Raw genomic sequence first — 17,586 nt, 5'->3', positions numbered from 1 at the left:
GGCTAGGCGGCGACGGCGTCGCGGCGGGGGACGGGGACGAAGGCGATCGGCATGCGCTTGAGGCCGTCGACGAAGCACGACCGGATCCGCTCGACGTCGCCGGTGAGCGTGATGGCGCGCATGCGGCTCAGCAGCTCCTCGAAGAAGACGGTCAGCTCGAGGCGGGCGAGGCCCGCGCCGAGGCAGAAGTGACGCCCGCCGCCGCCGAAGGCGTGGTGCGGGCAGCCCTTGGCGCCGCGGGTGACGTCGAAGACGTCGGGGCGGTCGATGGCCCGCGGGTCGCGGCTCGAGGACTGCAGCCACATGACGACGGAGTCGCCGGCGAAGATCGTCTGGCCGCCGAGCTCGGTGTCGCGCGTCGCGGTCCGCCGCTGGTGCGTGAACGGCGGGTTCCAGCGCAGCACCTCCTCCACCGCCGCCGGGACCAGCGACAGGTCGCGCTGGAGCAGGGCGAGCTGGCGGGGGTGCTCGAGCAGCGCCTTGAGGCCGTTGGCCATCGTCGCCTTCGTCGAGTCGATGCCCGCCGCGAAGAGCTGGCTGAAGACGCCGATCTGCTCCTCGCGCGGCATCGGCTCGCCGTCGTAGGTCGCCAGCCCCAGCGCGGTGATGAGGTCGTCCTGCGGATGGGCCTCGCGCTCGCGCAGCAGGCCGTCGAGGTAGACGGCCGTCGCGGCCATCGCCTCGTCGCCCGCCATGCCGCCCGCGAGCTCGTCGTGGCGGGCCAGGAACGCGTCGGTCCAGCGGTTGATCTGCGGCCGGTCGGCCTCCGGCACGCCGAGCAGGTCGCTCATCGTCGCGTTGGCCAGCGGCCCGGCGAGGTCGGTGCACACGTCGCACTCGCCCGCGTCGAGCACCGCGTCGATGAGCGCCCGGGTGCGCTCGCGGATGACGGGCTCGAGGTCGCGCACGCGCCACGGCGTGAAGGCCTTGCTCACCGTGCCGCGCATCCGCGCGTGCTCGTCGCCGTCCTTGCCGATCATCACGCTGCGGGCGACCTCGAGCGAGCCGACCTCGTCCGAGCGCATCGCAAAGCCCCCGAGCCAGGAGGAGAAGGTCGCCGGGTCCTTGCCGACCTGGGTGACGTGCTCGGCGCGGGTGACCGACCAGAAGCCGGGCTGGTCGGCCTCGGGGAAGTCGTCGGGCGCGCGCGTCCACATCACCGGCGCCTCCTCGCGCATGCGGGCGAAGAGCGCGTGCGGCGGACCGTCGGCGAAGGTGTCGAGGTCACCGAGGTGGGTCTCGAAGGGCGAGAAGCGGGTGGCGGTCATGGCGGGGCGAAGCTAGGGTCGGCGCGACGGCGCGTCTTGTGCAAGACGCCGCAGAGGCGCGGGCGCCGTTGTGCATCCACCGCATCCGTCCATGGCCGCCACCCACGCTCCGGTCGACCGCCTGCTCCGCGACGTCGCGGGCGCGCGCGTCGACGAGCTGCCCGACCTCAGCGACCGGATCCTCGACCGCCTCCGCGGGACGGTCCCGGAGTTCTTCGCCGACGAGGACGTCGCCTACGACATGGCGGCGGCGGTGCGCGCGAACGTCGTGCGCTTCGGCGAGGTGCTGGCCGACGCCCCCGGCGAGCTGCGCACGATGGTCCTGCCCCACGAGGCGGGCGACCTGCTGCAGTCGACGATCCAGCACGGCATCCCGCTCGTCTCGCTGCTGGAGGCCTACCGCGGCGCCCAGGGACTGGCCGCGGCGTGGTGGCAGGAGCGCCTGGAGACGGCGGCGCCGGCGCATCTGCTGGCGCGCGCCACGCGCCGCCTGGGCGACCTGCTGCTCGCCTACATCGACACCGCGGCGGTCGAGGTCCGCGCGTCCTACGAGCTCGAGCGCCGGGCGCTCGAGAGCAGCCCCGACGGCCGCAAGGCCCACCTCATCCGGGCGCTGCTCGCGGGCGACGCGCTGGACACCGACGCCGCCGCGCGCACGCTCGACCACCCGCTCACGGGCCACCACGTCGGCCTCGTGCTGTGGCGGGTGGACGACGCCCTGCCGGAGGAGGCGCTGCACGCGGCGCTCCACGACCTCACGGCGCTCGCGGGCGGGCCGCGCGTGCTCACGATGGCCGCCCGCCACCGCCTCTACGCCTGGCTCAGCACGGCCGGGACGCTGGAGGCCCAGCCGCTGCGCGGCGCGGCGCTGCCCGCCGGCGTCGCCGCCGCGATGTCCGGCGCGCACCGCGGCGTCGACGGGTTCGTCGCCGCCCACGAGGACGCCGTGCGGACCGGTGCCGCGGTGCGCGACCACGGTGGCGGCGCCGGCCGCGTCGCGGCCTTCGAGGAGCTCGAGCTCGTCACCCTGCTGTCCCGGGACCCCGACGCGAGCACCCGCTTCGTGCGCCGCGTCCTCGGCCCGCTGGCCGATCCCACGCCGGCCGGGGCCCGCGCCCGCCACACGCTCGAGGCCTACCTCGCCTCGGGGATGAGCCCGTCGCGCACCGCCGACCACCTCGGGGTGCACCGCAACACCGTGGCCTACCGCGTGCGCGCGCTCGAGGAGCAGCTGCCCGCGCTGCGCGGCCACGCCGGCGACTGGGCGGCCTTCGCGGACCGCCGCCTCGAGCTCGAGCTCGCCCTGCGCCTGCTGCGCGGCTAGGCGATCCCGGTCGTCCGGCGCAGCATCTCCACGACGAGGAACGCGAGCTCGAGCGACTGCTGCGTGTTCAGGCGGGGGTCGCACGCCGTGTCGTAGCGGGAGCCGAGCTCGTCGTGGGAGATCATCTGCGCACCGCCGAGGCACTCGGTGACGTCCTCGCCGGTGTGCTCGACGTGGATGCCGCCGGGGTGCGTGCCGAGGCGGCCGTGGACCTCGAAGAAGCCCTCGACCTCGTCCATGATCCGGTCGAAGTGCCGGGTCTTGTGGCCGCTGGGCGACTCCTCGGTGTTGCCGTGCATCGGGTCGCACTGCCACACGACCCGGTGGCCCGCGCGGGTGACCGCGTCGACGATCGCCGGGAGGCGGTCGCGCACCTGCTCGTTGCCCATCCGCGAGACGAGGGTCACGCGGCCGTCGACGCGGTGCGGGTCGAGACGGCCGACGAGCTCGACGACCTCCTCGGGCGCGACCTTCGGGCCGATCTTCACGCCGATCGGGTTGGCCAGCAGCGCCGCGAAGGCGACGTGCGCGCCGTCGAGCTGGCGCGTGCGGTCGCCGATCCACAGCTGGTGCGCGGAGAGGCCGTAGAGCTTGTCGCCCTCGGCGCGCACGAGCGAGCGCTCGTAGTCCAGGACGAGCATCTCGTGGCTGGCGTAGAGCTCGACGGTGCGCAGCGAGCTGTCGTCCACGCCGCAGGCCGACATGAAGCGCAGCGAGCGGTCGATCTCGTTGGCCACGCGCTCGTAGCGCTCGCCCGCGCTCGACTGGCGGACGAAGTCCATGTTCCACTCGTGGAGGTGGTGGAGGTCGGCGAGGCCGGCACCCGTGATCGCGCGGGAGAGGTTCATCGCCGCGGCGGCGTTGGCGTAGGCGCGGATGAGGCGGCCCGGGTCGGGGATGCGCCCGACGGGATCTGGCTCGAGCGCGTTGACCATGTCGCCGCGGTAGGACGGCAGGCCCGCCGCGTCGACGTCGGCGCTGCGGGGCTTGGCGTACTGGCCGGCGATGCGCCCGACCTTCACGACCGGCATCGACGTCCCGTAGGTCAGGACGATCGCCATCTGCAGCAGCGTGCGGATCGTGCCGCGCAGGTGCTCCTCGGTGTTGTCGGCGAAGGTCTCGGCGCAGTCGCCGCCCTGGAGCAGGAACGCCTCGCCGCGCGCGACCGCCGCCAGGCGCGCCTGGAGCATGTCCACCTCGACCGGGACGGCGATCGGCGGCACGTGCTCGAGCACCCCGCGCACGCGCGCCACCTGGTCGGCGTCGGGCCAGGCGGGCTGCTGCTTCGCGGGCCGCGAGACGGCGTCGTCGATGGCCGCGGCGGCCGGGGTGGGCAGCGGCGAGGGGCTCAGGGCGCCGGCGTCCGGCACGTCGATCGTCCACGACATCGCGACGAACGGTAGCCACCGATGAGTTCCATGCGGCCGCTCGATCTCGGAGAGCATGAGCGACGTGACCTCCACCACCACCATCACCAACCTCGGCGTGGCCATGTTCACGGTCAGCGACCAGGACGCCGCGCTGGCCTTCTACACCGGGAAGCTCGGCTTCGAGGTCCGCGCCGACGTCTCGTTCGGCCCGGACGGCGCCATGCGCTGGCTCGAGGTCGCGCCGCCGGGCTCGACCGCCCGCCTCGCCCTCAACCCGCCGATGCAGAGCCAGCCCGGCGGCGGGTCCATCGGCGTCGAGACCTCCGACCTCGACGCCGAGCACGCGCGCCTGAAGGGCCTCGACGGCGTCGACGTCGACGACGAGGTCATGGGCGGCGACCCGTCCGCGCCGCGGATGTTCTCGGTGCGCGACCCCGACGGCAACGGCGTCTGGGTCGTGGAGGTCCCCGCGGCCTGAGGCACCCTGCGCCCCGTGTTAGCCGCCCCGGCGCAGCGTGCGCCGGGCGCGGCGCAGCACGGCGCGCCCGGACGGCGGCCGGTGGCGGGCGAGCACCCGCAGGCGCAGCCGTCCCGGCCGCCCCAGCGCCAGGGCGCGGCGCCGCGGCAGGACGAGCGTCACCCGCCGCCGGCCGGCCCCGTCGAAGCCGACGAGGCGGTCGGCGAGGCGGGTGAGCGCCCGGCGGCCGCCCCGCAGCCGCTCGAGCGTCACGCGCACGCGCACGCGCCCGGGGCGGTCGAGCGCGACGTCGACGCGCAGGCGCCGGCCCTCGCGCAGCGCCCGCAGGCCGGTGCGCGGCACGGCGACGCGCAGGTCCGGGTCCGGGATCGGCTCGCGGAACGTCCGGCGGTGCGCGACCTGGCCGTCCTGGCGCAGCAGGCGGACCTCGAGGACCGCGGTGTCCCCGTCGCCGCGCACGTCGAGCAGCGCGACGTGCCCGCGCTCGTCGGCGTAGGCCACGCCCGGGGTCGCGCGCAACCGGCGACCGGCGAGCGGGTCGGAGAGCGTCACGTCGTTGGGCACCGGGATGTCCAGCGGCGCGGCGCGCACCTCGAAGCGCCGGTCGTCGTCGAAGACCCCCGTGAGGTGCGTGTCGCCGGTGACGAAGACGGTGCGCCCCGACACCCGCCGGTCGAGGTGCTCGAGCAGCGCGTCGCGCTCGGCCGTGAAGCCGGTCGCCCAGTTGCCGTCGCGGGCGTTGAACGGCATGAAGACCGTGCACGGCGAGCAGATGACCTTGAAGGGCGCGGTCGAGGCGGCGAGGCCCTCGAGCAGCCACGCCCACTGCTCCGGGCCGAGCAGGGTCTTGCCCGGGCGGTCGGGCAGCGTGGGGTCGCTCTTGTGCCGGCGCTGGTCGAGCACCCAGACGTCGGCGAGGCCGGCGGAGAACCGGTGCCCGAGGCCGTCGCCCATCAGCGCGTCCCACGGCGCGACGCCCCAGGGTGTGCGAGCGATCGTCTGCGCGTTGGAGTCCTGCGCCGCGTAGTCGTGGTCGTCGCGGACGGCGACGAACGCCGAGCGCTCGAGCAGCGGCGCGAGCCGCGGGTTGGCCAGGAAGTCGCGCCAGATGCCGGCGTAGCCGGTCGTCGTCTGGGCGAGCGGGCCGTGCGTGTCGGGGTAGTTCAGGTCGCCCTGCCAGACCAGGACGTCGGGCCGCTCGCGGGCGAGGTGGTCGAAGATCGGCCCGAACTGCGCGGCACAGGAGGCGACGGCGAGCCGCGCGCGGTCCGGGCTGCCCGACCCGGGGAGGACCGGGAGGCGGCGGACCGGGCCCTGCGACGTCGTGCCCGCCCGGCGCAGCGTGGCGCGCCAGTGCGCCGCACGGCCGGCGGGCAGGCCGCGCACCGTCGCGGTGAACGCCTCGAAGGGGCCGGTCGGCCCGGCGGCGACGCGGCGCGGGTGCGCGAAGTCCGGGCCGTCGGCCACCTCGAGCACGACCTCGGCGGGCAGGTCGCTGGCGACGTGCAGCCGCGCTCCGCCCCGGGCCGGGACGCCGGTGGTCGCGGCGACGACGGACGCCGGCGTCGGCTGCGGCGGTCCCGCGGTGGTCACCGCGACCTCGCGGAAGGTCGCGCTCGACGCCTCGCGGATCTGCCCGACGAGGACCTGGCCGCCGGGCGACTCCAGGACCACGGCGCCCTCCTGCACGCCGTAGGGCAGGAGGTGGAGGTTGCCCAGGGCGGGGAGCACCGCGGGGCCGGCGCTCGGGAACAGCGTGCGCGCCTGGGCGAGGACGCCCGGGTCACCGGGCGCCTGCAGCGGCGGATGACCGTCGCGGACCTCGACGCCGGCGCGACCCAGGGAGGAGGTGAGGCTGGCCGCCAGGGTGGTGGGCGACGCTCCCGCGGCGCGCAGCTCGAGCTGCAGGTCCCCCGCCGGGGCGAGGACCGGCGTCTGCGCCAGCACGTCCCACGCGCTGTCGCTGCGCCGGACGATCGCGAGGACCGCCCGCTCGCGGTCGAGCACCGCGGCGTAGAAGGCGCGGGGGCCGGTGCGCCGCACGACCACCCCGACCATCGACCCGGCGCGCGCGACGTCGGCCCGCACCGTCGCGTCGAGGGCCCGGCAGTCGACGAGGAACGCGACGGGTCGCGGGTCGTCCGGGAAGACGTCGGAGCCCGCCTCGAGGACGCCGGCGCTGCCGCGCACGCGCAGGTTGGCGACGCCCGGGCAGGCCCACGCCGCGCCCCAGCCCTCGCCGTCGGCCAGCGCGCCGAACGCGGCGCGACGCACGGTCGTCCCGTCCTCGCCCTGGGCGACGTCGATGCCGGCCAGGGCGAGGCCGGCACCCGCGGCCAGCCCGGCCTGGAGCAGGTCGCGGCGACGCAGGCCGTCCGCGCCGCCGTCGGCCACCTCAGGCGTCCGCGGGCTGCGCCAGGTGCTCGCCGAAGAAGGCGAGGATCCGCGACCACGCATCCTCGGCGTCGGCCGGGTGGTGGTCGAAGCGCGTGACGCGCAGGACGACGTCGGGCAGCGGCGTGTCGACCTCGTTCATGAACGAGTGGCCGGCGCCGGGGTACTCCTTGACGTCGTTGGGGATCCCGTGGCGGTCCAGCGCCTTGCGCAGGCGGTCGGCGCGGCCGCGCAGCGTGAGGTCGCGAGCGCCGTAGCTGCCGACGACCGGGCAGGCGCCGGCCAGCGCGTCCTCTGGGTCCTTGGGCAGCTCCCCGTAGTTCACCGACGCGGCGGCGTAGAGCCCGCGCGGCGCGGACTGCACGGCGAAGCCCCCGCCCATGCAGAAGCCGATGATGCCGACCCTGCCGGTGCAGTCCTCGCGGTCCAGCAGCCAGCGCCGGGCGGCCTCGAGGTCCTCGTAGGCGCGGCCCTTGCCGGTGCGCGAGGCCTTGAGCGTGGCCATCACGCACGTGAGGCCGCGACCGGAGTAGAGGTCGGGCGCGAAGGCCAGGAAGCCGGCGGCGGCGAGGCGGTCGGCCTGGCGGCGGATGTCGTCGGAGAGGCCGAGGGCGTCCATGACGACGACGACGCCGGGGAACGGCCCGTCGCCCTCGGGCTCGGCGACGTAGCCGCCGAGCGTCCCGGTCGCCGCCGCGAACGTCGTGTCGCCCATGGCGGCGAGCCTACGCCGCGACGAGCTCGGGCTCGGGCCGCTCGCGCACGCGCCGCGCCTGGACGGTCACCCGGCCGCCGTGGCCCGGCGCCCACGCCACACCGCGGAAGCGCCACGGCTCGTCGGGGGCGGTCGTCGGCTGCAGCGTCACGCGCCCCAGCAGCGTGCGCAGGACGACGTCCATCTCCATGTGGGCGAAGGTCGCGCCGATGCAGCGGCGCACGCCGCCGCCGAACGGGATCCACGAGTAGGTGTCGGGCACCACGTCGAGGAAGCGGTCCGGGTCGAAGACGTCGGGGCGCGGGAAGAGCGCCGGGTCGTAGTGCGTGAGGCACGCGGCGAGGAAGATCCGCGTGCCGACCGGCAGCAGGTGGCCGTCGAGCTCGTAGGGCTTGCGCACGCCGCGCCCGGCGAAGGCGATGACCGGGCGGGTGCGCTGGACCTCGCGGATCGTCGCCTCGCGCAGGGCCTTGCCGCCCGCGTCGACCTCGGCCACGAGGCGGTCGAGGACGTGCGGGTGCCGCGTGAGCCGCTCGACCGCCCACGACAGCGAATGCGCGGTGGTCTCGTGGCCGGCGGCCATCATCGTCACGAGCTCGTCGCGGATCTCCTCGTTGCTCATGGGCGAGCCGTCCTCGTGGCGGGCCTGGACCATGAGCGCGAGGACGTCGGGGCGCTGCTCGAGCTCGGGGTCGGCCTTCGCCACGGCGATGAGCTCGTCGAGGACCGCGTCGATCTGCGCGCGCAGCACGGTGAACCGCGACCACGGCGAGCCCGGGCCGCCGTAGCGCTGGAGGAACGGCAGGCCGGCCAGCCGCGAGCCCAGCGCCGTCCACGGCGGGATGAGCTCCTCGAGGCGGTGCATCCGCGCGCCCTGGGCGCCGAAGACCGCCTGGAGGATCGCCCGCAGCGTGATGCGCTGCATCGGCTCGGCCATGGTGAGCTCGACGCCGTCGGGCCAGGTGTCGATCTCCGCGTTGGTGATGTCGGCGATCGTCGACTCGTAGGCCTTCATCCGCTGGCCCTTGAAGGGCGGCAGCAGGAGCTTGCGCTGCTGCATGTGCTGGTCCTCGTCGATGCCCAACAGCGAGTTCGGGCCCAGCACGCGGCGCAGGGGGCTCTGCGTGCCGGCGTGCAGGACGTCGGCCGGGGCGCGGAAGACCTGCTTGACCAGTGCGGGGTCCGAGACGATCACGACGTCGCCCAGGCCGGCGATGCCGATGCGGAACGCCGAGCCGTAGCGCCGGCGCGCGCGCTCGAGCCAGGGGCGCTGGCGGGCGAGCATCGCGAGGGTCTGGACCGGCACCGGCAGGCGCGGTCCACGGGGCAGCGAGGTGGTGGCGGGAGCGGCGGCGACGGTCACGGTATCCCAGAGTACCAGGCGAGCTGACCGGCTGGTCACCTTCGCTGCCGCCGCCGCGGCTACGTGGTGGTCGGGCAGGCGCGGAAGGTCCGCCGCTCGGTCACCCGGCGTCCGCTGGCCGTCGTCAGCACGAGCCGCACCCGCGTGGTGCGCGTCGCCCGCCTCGAGAGGTCGAGCCGGACCCTCCGGCGCGCGCCGCGCTGGGTGCGCACGCGCCGGCCGTCGACGTACACCGCGACCTGGCGCAGCCGCGCGCCGCGGGCGCCCCGCAGCGTGATCGTCGTCGCGCGCCGCTTGGCCTTGCACGCCGGCAGGGCCTTGGGCGTGCAGGCGGCGCCGGCGATCGGCACGACGCCGCTGAGCGGCAGCGACCGCGACGAGCTCCCGACGTGGACGCCGTAGCAGCCCTTGGCGCGCGTCCAGCCCTGCTTCGGGCTGTCCCAGAACGAGAACGCGCGCCCGTCGAGGTCGACGGTCACCGTCCTGGACTCGCCCGGCTCGAGCGACACCTTCCGGAAGCCCTTGAGCTGGCGCGGCGGGGCGCCGAGGGCCTTCGGGAAGGCGACGTACACCTGCGCGACGTCGGCGCCCGCTCGCTTGCCGGTGTTCGTGACCGTGAACGTCGCCTTCGCGCCGTCGCCAGCGGGGGCCACGCGCAGGTCGCGGTAGCCGAAGGAGGTGTAGGAGAGCCCGAAGCCGAACGGGAACAGCGGCTCGATGCCCTTGGCGTCGAAGTGGCGGTGGCCGACCTCGAGGCCCTCGGTGTAGCGGACCTGGTCGCCGACGCCCGGGTACTGCTCGGGCGTCGTCGTCGGCATGTCGCCCAGGGACCGCGGGAACGTCTGCGGCAGGCGACCCGACGGGTTGGCGTCGCCGTAGAGCAGCGCGGCCAGCGCGTTGCCGTTCTCCGTCCCGGCGAACCACGCGTGCAGCACGGACTTCACGCTGCCCAGCCACGGCATGGAGATCGGACCACCGCCGTTGACGACCACGACGGTGTTCGGGTTGGCCTTGGCCACCGCGCGCACGAGGGCGTTCTGGTCCTCGCCCGTGGGCAGGCAGACGAGCGTCACGCACAGGCCGGGCGTGGCGTCGAGCGTCCGGTCGTCGGCGCCCTCCGAGGCGGTGTCGGCGATCACGACGACGGCGACGTCGGCGCGCTTGGCCGCCGCCGCCCCGGACGAGGCGGTCGCGCCGTAGGTGACGCGGTCGCCGTGGCTGCGCGCGGCGCGGCGGATGCCCTGCAGCGGGCTGACCGGCAGCGGGACGCCCGAGCCGTGCGAGCTGCCGCCGCCGCCCGAGGCGCCCGACGCGCCGACGATGTTCGCGGCGCTGCCGACCACCGCGATGCGCCGCTGGCGGGCGCCCACGAACGGCAGGAGGTCGTCCTCGTTCTTGAGCAGGACCGCGGACTGCTCGGACATCTGCCGCGCGAGCGCGCGGTGGGCCGGCGAGTCGACCTTGCTGAGGAACGCCTCGGGCTGGCCGACCGCCGGCTTGTCGAAGAGCCCGAAGCGGAACATCGGCACGTAGATGTGCTTGAGCATCAGGTCCAGGCGCTCGGGCGAGACCTGGCCGGCGTCGATCGCCTCGCCCAGGCGGCTGCCGAAGTACTGCGGCGGCGCGGCGTGCATCTCGAGGTCCATGCCGGCGTTGGCCGACGGGGCCGTGGAGTGCGTCGCGCCCCAGTCGCTGGTGACGAAGCCGTCGAAGCCCCACTGGTCGCGCAGGACGCCGGTCAGGAGCTTCTCGCTCTCGCAGACGTGCTTGCCGAACGCGAGGTTGTAGGAGCACATGATCGAGCCGGCGCCGCCCTGCTTGACCGCCGCCTCGAACGGCGCGAGGTAGACCTCGTGCAGCGTCCGGTCGTCGACGTCGACGTTCACGAAGTTGCGCTGGGTCTCCTGCTCGTTGAGCGCGAAGTGCTTGGGCTGCGCGAGCACCGGGTTGCTCTGGATGCCCTGCACGATCGCCGCCGCGGTCTGGCCGGCGAGGACCGGGTCCTCGCCGAGGTACTCGAAGTTGCGCCCGCCGTTGGCGAGGCGGGCGATGTTCATGCCCGGGGCGAGCATGACGTTGATGCCCTTGGCGAAGGCCTCCTCGCCCAGCGCCTTGCCGAAGCGCTTGGCCAGGCCGGGGTCCCAGGCCGCGGCCTGCGCGACGCCGCTGGGGAACGTCGTGGTGTTGACCTGGAGGCCGGCGACGCCGGAGCCCGCGTCGCTGAGCACGAGCGTCGGGACGCACAGCGACGGGATGCCGTCGACGTGGCCGGCGGTGCCGAACCAGGTCAGCCACGGCGGCATGCTGTACGTCGTCGCCCGGAGCTTCTGCTCGCGCGTCATCGCGCCGATGAGCTCGCCGGCCCGCTGCTCGGGCGTCTTGCGCGCGTCCATCCACGGGCAGCCGGCGGCGCCGCCCGGTCCCTGGGCCTGCGCCGGCGTGGCGCCGCCTGCCAGCAGCGCCGCGGCCAGCAGCGCCGCCCCCATCACCCGCTTCACGACCATCGACCCCCGTCGTCCTTGGACGCCGGGGATTGTGCCCTACGTCTCGAGCCCGCGCGGCATGACGCCGCGCTCGGCGTCGCCCGCCAGCCACGGCTGCGCGCGCTCGGACCACAGCTCGAGCTCGGGCGTGATGCGCGAGGGGTCGTCGAGCGTGCCGGCCTTGAGGACGACCATGCCCTCCATCTCCTCGAGGTAGGTCAGCAGCGTCGAGCCGCACTCGGCGCAGAAGACGCGCTGGCGCGGCAGGCCGGTGTCCGTGCCCGTCGTCTCGAAGGTCTTGAGGTGCTCCTCGCCCTGGAGGGCGAAGCCGTCGGCGGTGACGACGACGTTGAGCGAGTACGGGCTGCCGCTCGCGCGCTGGCAGTCCTCGCAGTGGCACAGGGCGGACATCAGCGGCTCGCCCGCTTCGTAGGTGACGGCGCCGCACAGGCAGCGGCCCGTGAGGGTGGCGGTGGCGGTCATGGGCCGATCCTCGCCAGCCCGCGGGGGCCCGGGTTCGTGGCGCGCCACCAACGCGAGCGCGCCACGGTGTGGCCTTCGCCTCAGCCCAGGACGAGCTCGGCCGTCTGACGCAGCATCGCCGCGTCGCCCTGGACGAGCAGCGTCGTGACGAACGAGTCCTCCCACGCCGCGAGGTCGTGGCGGATCTTGTCGGCCGGGCCGAGGAGCGACATGCGCTGGATGAGCTCGGACGGGATGCGCGCGGCGGCCTCGTCCTTCTTGCCGTCGAGGTAGAGGTCCTGGATGGCGACCACGTCCTCCTCGTAGCCCATCCGGATGGCGACGTTCGCGTGGAAGTTCTTGCCGCCCTTGGCGCCCATGCCGCCGAAGTACAGGGCGTAGAACGGGCGCACCAGGTCGACGGCCTGCTCGACGTCGTCGTGGACGATGAACGGCACCATCGCGGCGACCTCGAAGTCCTCGGCGCTGCGCCGGGCACCCTCGCGCGCGAAGCCCTCGGCGAGCGCGTCGGCGTAGAAGGACTCCTGGGGGTCGAGCAGCATCGCGATCCAGCCGTCGCACACCTCCGCGGCGAGCGCGACGTTCTTCGGGCCCTCGGCGGCGAGGAAGACCGGGATGTCCTCGCGCAGCGGCCGGATCGAGGACTTCAGCGGCTTGCCGAGGCCGACGGCGCGCGGCGCGTCGGCCGGCAGCGGGAGCGGGTAGGCGGGGCCGTCGTTGGTCACGGGGCCGCCGCGCGCCCAGACGTCGCGCAGGATGCCGACGTACTCGCGCGTGCGGGCAAGCGGCTTCTCGAACGGCATGCCGTACCAGCCCTCGACGACCTGGGGGCCCGAGGCGCCGAGCCCCAGGACGAAGCGCCCGCCGCTGAGGTGGTCGAGCGTCATGGCGGCCATCGCCGTGGCCGCGGGCTGGCGGGCGCTCATCTGCGCGATCGCGGTGCCCAGGCGCAGGGACGTGGTGCGCGAGCCCCACCACGCCAGCGGCGTGAGCACGTCGGAGCCGTAGGCCTCCGCGCACCACATGGAGTCGAAGCCCAGGCGCTCGGCCTCGGCCACGAGCGCGTCCATGTCCTGCGGCGGGCCGCCGGCCCAGTACCCCACGTTCAGCCCGAGCTGCATGGCCCATGCCTACCACGGGGGACGGCGCGGGAGGAGCTTCGCGCGGTCAGGCGCGGTGGTCGCGGGGCGAGGTGTGACCCCTTGGGCATGCCAGGGGTGCTGGAGAGGTCACACCTCTCGGGCGCGGGCGCCTTGGCGCTCGGATCCGCCTCGCGGACCCGCCGGCGACGAGGCTGGGAGGCGGCTCGGCGAGACGCCGAGCGCCGCGGCGGTCGCCGCCCACAGCGCGGCGGTCAGCGCCTCGCGGTCGGGCGCGCGGTGGGCGGCCAGGGCCCGGGCCGTCGCCTCGTGCAGCCCGCCCATGACGAACGCCGCGGCGACGTCGGGGTCGAGGGCGCGCGGCAGCTCGCCGGCGCGCTGGCCGCGGCGGATGTTGGCGGCGGCGGTCGCGGTGCGGCGGGCGAGGCGCTGCGCCATCAGCCGGTGCACCGCGGCGTCGCCGTCGAGGCGGCCGAACACGACCCGCGACAGCGGCTCGGCCAGGACGAAGGCGACGAGCCGGCGCAGCCGCTCGCCCTCCCGCGCGCCCCAGCTCTCGCCCGGCACGGCGGGGTCGTCGACCACCGCGTCGTAGGCGTCCCAGTACGCGGTGACGACCGCGACCAGCAGGCCCGACCGGTTGCCGAAGTGCCGCCACACCAGGCCCTTCGAGACGCCGGCGCGCGCCGCGACGGCCTCGAGCTCGAGCCCGCCGCCGGTCGCCACGAGCTCCTCGCGCGCCGCGGCGAGGAGCCGCTCGCGCCCCGTGCCGTAGCTGACGCCCACCCGGCCATGGTAGAGATGTGGAATGAGTCCACATGAGACGATCCTCTACGCCGTCGACGGCCCGGTCGCGACGATCACGCTCAACCGGCCCGAGCGGCTGAACACGATCGTCCCGCCGATGCCCGACGAGGTGGAGGCGGCGGTGACCGAGGCGGTGCGCGATGACCGCGTGAAGGTCATCGTCCTGCGCGGCGCGGGGTCGTCCTTCTGCGCGGGCTACGACTTCGGCGAGGGCTTCTCGCACTGGGACGCGTGGATCACCACCGACGGCGCGTGGGACCCCGGCAAGGACTTCTGGTTCGCCACCGCGCCGCAGATCGCCCCGACCCAGAAGTTCCTCTCCCTCTGGCGCTCGCCCAAGCCGGTCATCGCCCAGGTCCACGGCTGGTGCCTGGGCGGCGGCAGCGACACCGCGCTGTGCGCCGACCTCGTCATCGCCAGCGAGGACGCCCAGATCGGCACGCCGTACTCGCGGATGTGGGGCGCGTACCTGAGCGGGATGTGGATCTACCGCCTCGGCCTCACCCGCGCGAAGCTCCACGCGCTCACCGGCCGGCCGCTCTCGGGCCGCGAGGCCGCCGATGTCGAGCTCATCACCGAGGCCGTGCCGTTCGACCGCCTCGAGGCGACGGTGGCCGAGCGCGCCGAGGAGCTCGCGTCGATCCCCATGGCCCAGCTCGCCGCCCAGAAGCTCATGGTCAACCACGCCTACGAGCAGCAGGGCCTGGGCGCGACGCAGACGCTGGGACCGATCCTGGACGGCCTCATGCGCAACATCCCGGAGGCCAGGGCCTTCATCGACCGCGCGGCGACCGAGGGCGTCCCGGCCATCGTGCGCGAGCGCGACGCCCGCTGGGGCGACTACTCGACGGCGCCGCCCGAGCGCCGGCCCGACCCGCGCAACGTGATCGAGCCCTGACACGGGCGCGGCTAGGGTCGCGACCCATGCCCGCCACCTGCCCCCGAGACGGTTCCGAGCTGGTCGAGGTCGAGCGCTCCGGCGTGCGCATCGACGCGTGCCGCACCTGCCGCGGCGTCTGGCTGGACCGCGGTGAGCTCGACAAGATCCTCGAGCGCGAGGGCCAGGCCTTCGCCCAGCAGGACCAGGACGACGAGGCGTTCCTCAAGGAGGTGACGGGCGCGGGCGGCCAGGCCCCGCCGCGCGGCGCCCCGGCCGGCTTCGACCGCAAGACCGCCGAGCGGATCTTCGACGAGTTCAAGGCCTACAAGCACGGCTCGCACGGCCACCACGGCCACCACCGCAAGAAGCGCAAGTCCTTCCTCGAGCAGCTGCTCGACTAGGCGCCCCGATACCTTCCAGGCCGTGACCTACGTCATCGCCGGAAGCTGCGTCAAGGACGACGTCTGCGTCGAGGTCTGCCCCGTCGACTGCATCCACCCCAAGCCCGGGGACCCGGACTTCGAGACGGCCGAGCAGCTCTACATCGACCCCGAGATCTGCATCGACTGCGACGCGTGCGTCGAGGCCTGCCCGGTCAACGCGATCTACGCGGACTTCGAGCTGCCCGAGAAGGACCGGGACTCGCTGGACCTCAACGCCCTGTTCTTCGCCGAGCGCGCGGTGGCCAAGTGAGCCGCGGGCGGCTGCGCGTCGCGATCGTCGGCGCCGGTCCGGCGGGGGCGTTCACCGCGGCCCAGCTGCGCGCCCGCGGCGACCGCTTCGACATCGACGTCTTCGACCGGCTGCCCACGCCGTGGGGCCTCCTGCGCGCCGGCGTGGCGCCCGACCACGGGTCGATCAAGACCCTCGACGAGACCTTCGAGCGCGCGACGTTCGCCAAGGGCTGTCGCTTCTTCGGCAACGTCGAGGTCGGCAAGGACCTGCCGCACGCCGAGCTGGCCCGCCGCTACCACGCGGTCGTCTACGCCATCGGCGCGCAGAGCGACAAGTCGCTCGGCATCCCGGGCGAGGACCTCCCCGGCTCGATGCCCGCCACCGCGTTCGTCGGCTGGTACAACGGCCACCCGGACTTCCGCGACCTCGCGCCCGACCTCTCCCACGAGACGGCGGTCGTCATCGGCAACGGCAACGTCGCCGCCGACGTCACCCGGATCCTCACCCGCAGCGTCGAGGAGCTGGCGCGCACGGACATCGCCGACCACGCGCTCGAGGCGCTGCGGTCCAGCAGGGTGCGCCGCGTCGTCGTCCTCGGCCGCCGCGGGCCGGCGCAGGCGGCGTTCACCAACGCCGAGCTGCGCGAGCTGGGGCGCATGGAGGGCGTCAACGTCGTCGTGCGCCCCGACGAGGCGCAGCTCGACCCGGTCTCGACCGAGTGGCTGAGCTCCGAGGGGACCTTCACGGCCCGGCGCAACGTCGAAGTGCTCCAGCAGTTCGCCGCCCAGCCGCCGCGCCCCGGCGCGCCGCGCGAGATCGAGCTGCGCTTCCTGCGCTCGCCGGTGGCCGTCCAGGGCGACGGGCGCGCCGAGCGCGTCGAGCTGGTCACGAACGAGCTCTACCGCGACGACGCGGGCGCGCTGCGCGCCCGCGCGCTCGAGCCCGCGGGCGAGGTCGTCGAGGCCGGGCTCGTCCTGCGCTCCGTCGGCTACCAGGCGATCCCGCTGCCCGACGTCCCGTTCGACGAGCGCCGCAAGGTGCTGCCCAACGAGCGCGGCCGCGTGCTCGACGCCGCGACGGGCGACCGGCTGCCCGGCATCTACGCCGTGGGCTGGATCAAGCGCGGGCCGACGGGGATCCTCGGCACGAACAAGCGTGACGCGGCCGAGACGGTCGCCTGCCTCGTCGAGGACTGGGAGGCCGGCGCGCTGCCCGAGCCGGCCGGCGGCGACGTCGCCGAGGTCCTCGGCGGCCACGCCGACCTCGTGACGGCCGACGGCTGGCGGGCGATCGACGCGCACGAGCGCTCCACGGGCGCCGCCGCCTCGCGCCCGCGCACGAAGCTCGCCTCCCGCGAGGAGCTCGTGGGCGTCGCGCGCGGCACCTGAGGGCGGACGAGGTGGCGCGGGCCCGCCCGTTCCAGCAGGTCGACGTCTTCGGGGCCGGGCCGCTGCTGGGCAACCCGGTGGCGGTCGTGCTGGACGGCGCGGGCCTCGACGACGAGGAGCTGCAGCGCGTCGCGCGCTGGACGAACCTGTCCGAGACGACGTTCGTCCTGCCGCCGACCGACCCCGAGGCCGCCGACCTCCGCGTGCGGATCTTCACGCCGTCCGACGAGCTGCCGTTCGCCGGCCACCCGACGCTCGGCACGTGCCACGCGTGGCTGTCGCACGGCGGCCGGCCCCGCCGCGAGGGCGTGGTGGTGCAGGAGTGCGGCGTCGGGCTGGTGGAGGTCCGCCGCGACGGCGACCGGCTCGCCTTCGCCGCCCCGCCGCTCGTCCGGGAAGGTGCGGTCGACGACGCGACGGCCGGTGCGGTGGCCCAGGCGCTGCGGATCGACCGCTCCGCGATCCGCGACCTCGCCTGGTGCGACAACGGCCCGGGGTGGATCGGCGTGCTGCTCGACAGCGCCGAGGCCGTCCTGGCACTGCGCCCGCGGTCCAGCGGCCTGTTCGTCGCCGCCATCGGCCCGCGCCCGCCCGGCGGCCCGGCCGCGTTCGAGGTCCGCGCGTTCTTCGAGGTCGCCGGCGCCGTCGTCGAGGACCCGGTGACCGGCAGCGCCAACGCCTCGCTGGCCCAGTGGCTGCTCGCGACGGGGCGCGCGCAGGCGCCCTACGTCGCCCGGCAGGGCACGGCGATCCACCGCGCCGGGGACGTCCACGTCGCGCAGGACGACGCGGGGGCCGTCTGGGTCGGCGGCGCAACCGCGACGGTCGTCGCGGGGCACGTCACGCTCTGAGCGGCGC

General features: G+C 75.1%; 16 protein-coding genes. 7 read left to right on the top strand and 9 right to left on the bottom strand.

The features are described 5' to 3' along the window. Positions 1–2: 2 nt before the first annotated feature. Positions 3–1,268, bottom strand: a complete 1,266-nt coding sequence (locus tag JUB12_RS11915; protein ID WP_205695626.1) for a cytochrome P450 — start codon at positions 1,266–1,268, stop codon at positions 3–5. A 91-nt stretch (positions 1,269–1,359) separates the two neighbouring features. On the opposite strand from JUB12_RS11915, the gene JUB12_RS11910 reads away from it, so the two are divergent. Then, positions 1,360–2,592, top strand: coding sequence for a CdaR family transcriptional regulator (locus JUB12_RS11910; RefSeq protein WP_205695625.1), 1,233 nt, complete (start codon positions 1,360–1,362; stop codon positions 2,590–2,592). On the opposite strand, the gene JUB12_RS11905 is transcribed toward JUB12_RS11910, so the two are convergent. Then, positions 2,589–3,980: a class II 3-deoxy-7-phosphoheptulonate synthase gene (locus JUB12_RS11905; RefSeq protein ID WP_205695624.1), complete on the bottom strand. Its 1,392-nt coding sequence runs from the start codon at positions 3,978–3,980 to the stop codon at positions 2,589–2,591. The two genes, JUB12_RS11910 and JUB12_RS11905, sit on opposite strands and share 4 nt — an antisense overlap. Positions 3,981–4,035: 55 nt before the next feature. Between JUB12_RS11905 and JUB12_RS11900 the strand changes: the two genes are divergently transcribed. Continuing rightward, positions 4,036–4,440, top strand: a complete 405-nt coding sequence (locus JUB12_RS11900; RefSeq protein WP_205695623.1) for a VOC family protein — start codon at positions 4,036–4,038, stop codon at positions 4,438–4,440. Positions 4,441–4,458: 18 nt separating this feature from the next. On the opposite strand, the gene JUB12_RS11895 is transcribed toward JUB12_RS11900, so the two are convergent. The 7 genes from JUB12_RS11895 to JUB12_RS11865 all read right to left on the bottom strand — a co-directional run bounded on the left by JUB12_RS11895 (position 4,459) and on the right by JUB12_RS11865 (position 13,764). Next, positions 4,459–6,834 carry an alkaline phosphatase gene (locus JUB12_RS11895; RefSeq protein WP_205695622.1) on the bottom strand — a complete coding sequence of 792 codons (2,376 nt, stop codon included), beginning with the start codon at positions 6,832–6,834 and terminating at the stop codon, positions 4,459–4,461. A gap of 1 nt (position 6,835) precedes the next feature. Further along, positions 6,836–7,549, bottom strand: coding sequence for a dienelactone hydrolase family protein (locus JUB12_RS11890; protein ID WP_205695621.1), 714 nt, complete (start codon positions 7,547–7,549; stop codon positions 6,836–6,838). Positions 7,550–7,559: 10 nt separating this feature from the next. Then, the gene (locus JUB12_RS11885) at positions 7,560–8,912 is read right to left on the bottom strand and encodes a cytochrome P450 (protein ID WP_205695620.1); all 1,353 of its coding nucleotides are present in this window, start codon (positions 8,910–8,912) and stop codon (positions 7,560–7,562) included. Positions 8,913–8,971: 59 nt separating this feature from the next. Continuing rightward, complete coding sequence (locus JUB12_RS11880; protein WP_205695619.1) at positions 8,972–11,416, bottom strand: glycoside hydrolase family 3 C-terminal domain-containing protein; 2,445 nt, start codon at positions 11,414–11,416, stop codon at positions 8,972–8,974. Positions 11,417–11,452: 36 nt separating this feature from the next. Then, positions 11,453–11,878 carry a GFA family protein gene (locus JUB12_RS11875; protein WP_205695618.1) on the bottom strand — a complete coding sequence of 142 codons (426 nt, stop codon included), beginning with the start codon at positions 11,876–11,878 and terminating at the stop codon, positions 11,453–11,455. An 80-nt stretch (positions 11,879–11,958) separates the two neighbouring features. After that, positions 11,959–12,999 carry an LLM class F420-dependent oxidoreductase gene (locus tag JUB12_RS11870; protein WP_205695617.1) on the bottom strand — a complete coding sequence of 347 codons (1,041 nt, stop codon included), beginning with the start codon at positions 12,997–12,999 and terminating at the stop codon, positions 11,959–11,961. Positions 13,000–13,107: 108 nt separating this feature from the next. After that, a complete protein-coding gene (locus JUB12_RS11865; protein WP_205695616.1) occupies positions 13,108–13,764 on the bottom strand; it encodes a TetR/AcrR family transcriptional regulator in 657 nt (218 codons plus the stop codon). A gap of 22 nt (positions 13,765–13,786) precedes the next feature. On the opposite strand from JUB12_RS11865, the gene JUB12_RS11860 reads away from it, so the two are divergent. The 5 genes from JUB12_RS11860 to JUB12_RS11840 are packed head-to-tail and all read left to right on the top strand — an operon-like array spanning position 13,787 to position 17,579. Next, positions 13,787–14,683, top strand: coding sequence for a crotonase/enoyl-CoA hydratase family protein (locus JUB12_RS11860; RefSeq protein WP_205695615.1), 897 nt, complete (start codon positions 13,787–13,789; stop codon positions 14,681–14,683). A gap of 26 nt (positions 14,684–14,709) precedes the next feature. Further along, on the top strand, positions 14,710–15,066 hold the full coding sequence (locus JUB12_RS11855; RefSeq protein WP_205695614.1) for a zf-TFIIB domain-containing protein: 357 nt from the start codon (positions 14,710–14,712) through the stop codon (positions 15,064–15,066). Between the two features lie 22 nt (positions 15,067–15,088). Beyond that, positions 15,089–15,358 (top strand): ferredoxin family protein, encoded by a 270-nt coding sequence (locus JUB12_RS11850; RefSeq protein WP_205695613.1) that lies wholly within the window; start codon positions 15,089–15,091, stop codon positions 15,356–15,358. Next, the gene (locus JUB12_RS11845) at positions 15,355–16,728 is read left to right on the top strand and encodes an FAD-dependent oxidoreductase (RefSeq protein ID WP_241004245.1); all 1,374 of its coding nucleotides are present in this window, start codon (positions 15,355–15,357) and stop codon (positions 16,726–16,728) included. Before JUB12_RS11850 ends, JUB12_RS11845 begins: the two co-directional genes overlap by 4 nt. Positions 16,729–16,739: 11 nt before the next feature. Continuing rightward, positions 16,740–17,579, top strand: a complete 840-nt coding sequence (locus JUB12_RS11840; RefSeq protein ID WP_205695612.1) for a PhzF family phenazine biosynthesis protein — start codon at positions 16,740–16,742, stop codon at positions 17,577–17,579. Positions 17,580–17,586 lie beyond the last annotated feature (7 nt).

Source organism: Conexibacter sp. SYSU D00693 (genome assembly GCF_017084525.1).
In the GTDB taxonomy this organism is placed as follows: domain Bacteria; phylum Actinomycetota; class Thermoleophilia; order Solirubrobacterales; family Solirubrobacteraceae; genus Baekduia.
Note: the sequence above shows the minus strand (reverse complement) of the source record. Positions and strands in the feature narration are given on the sequence as shown.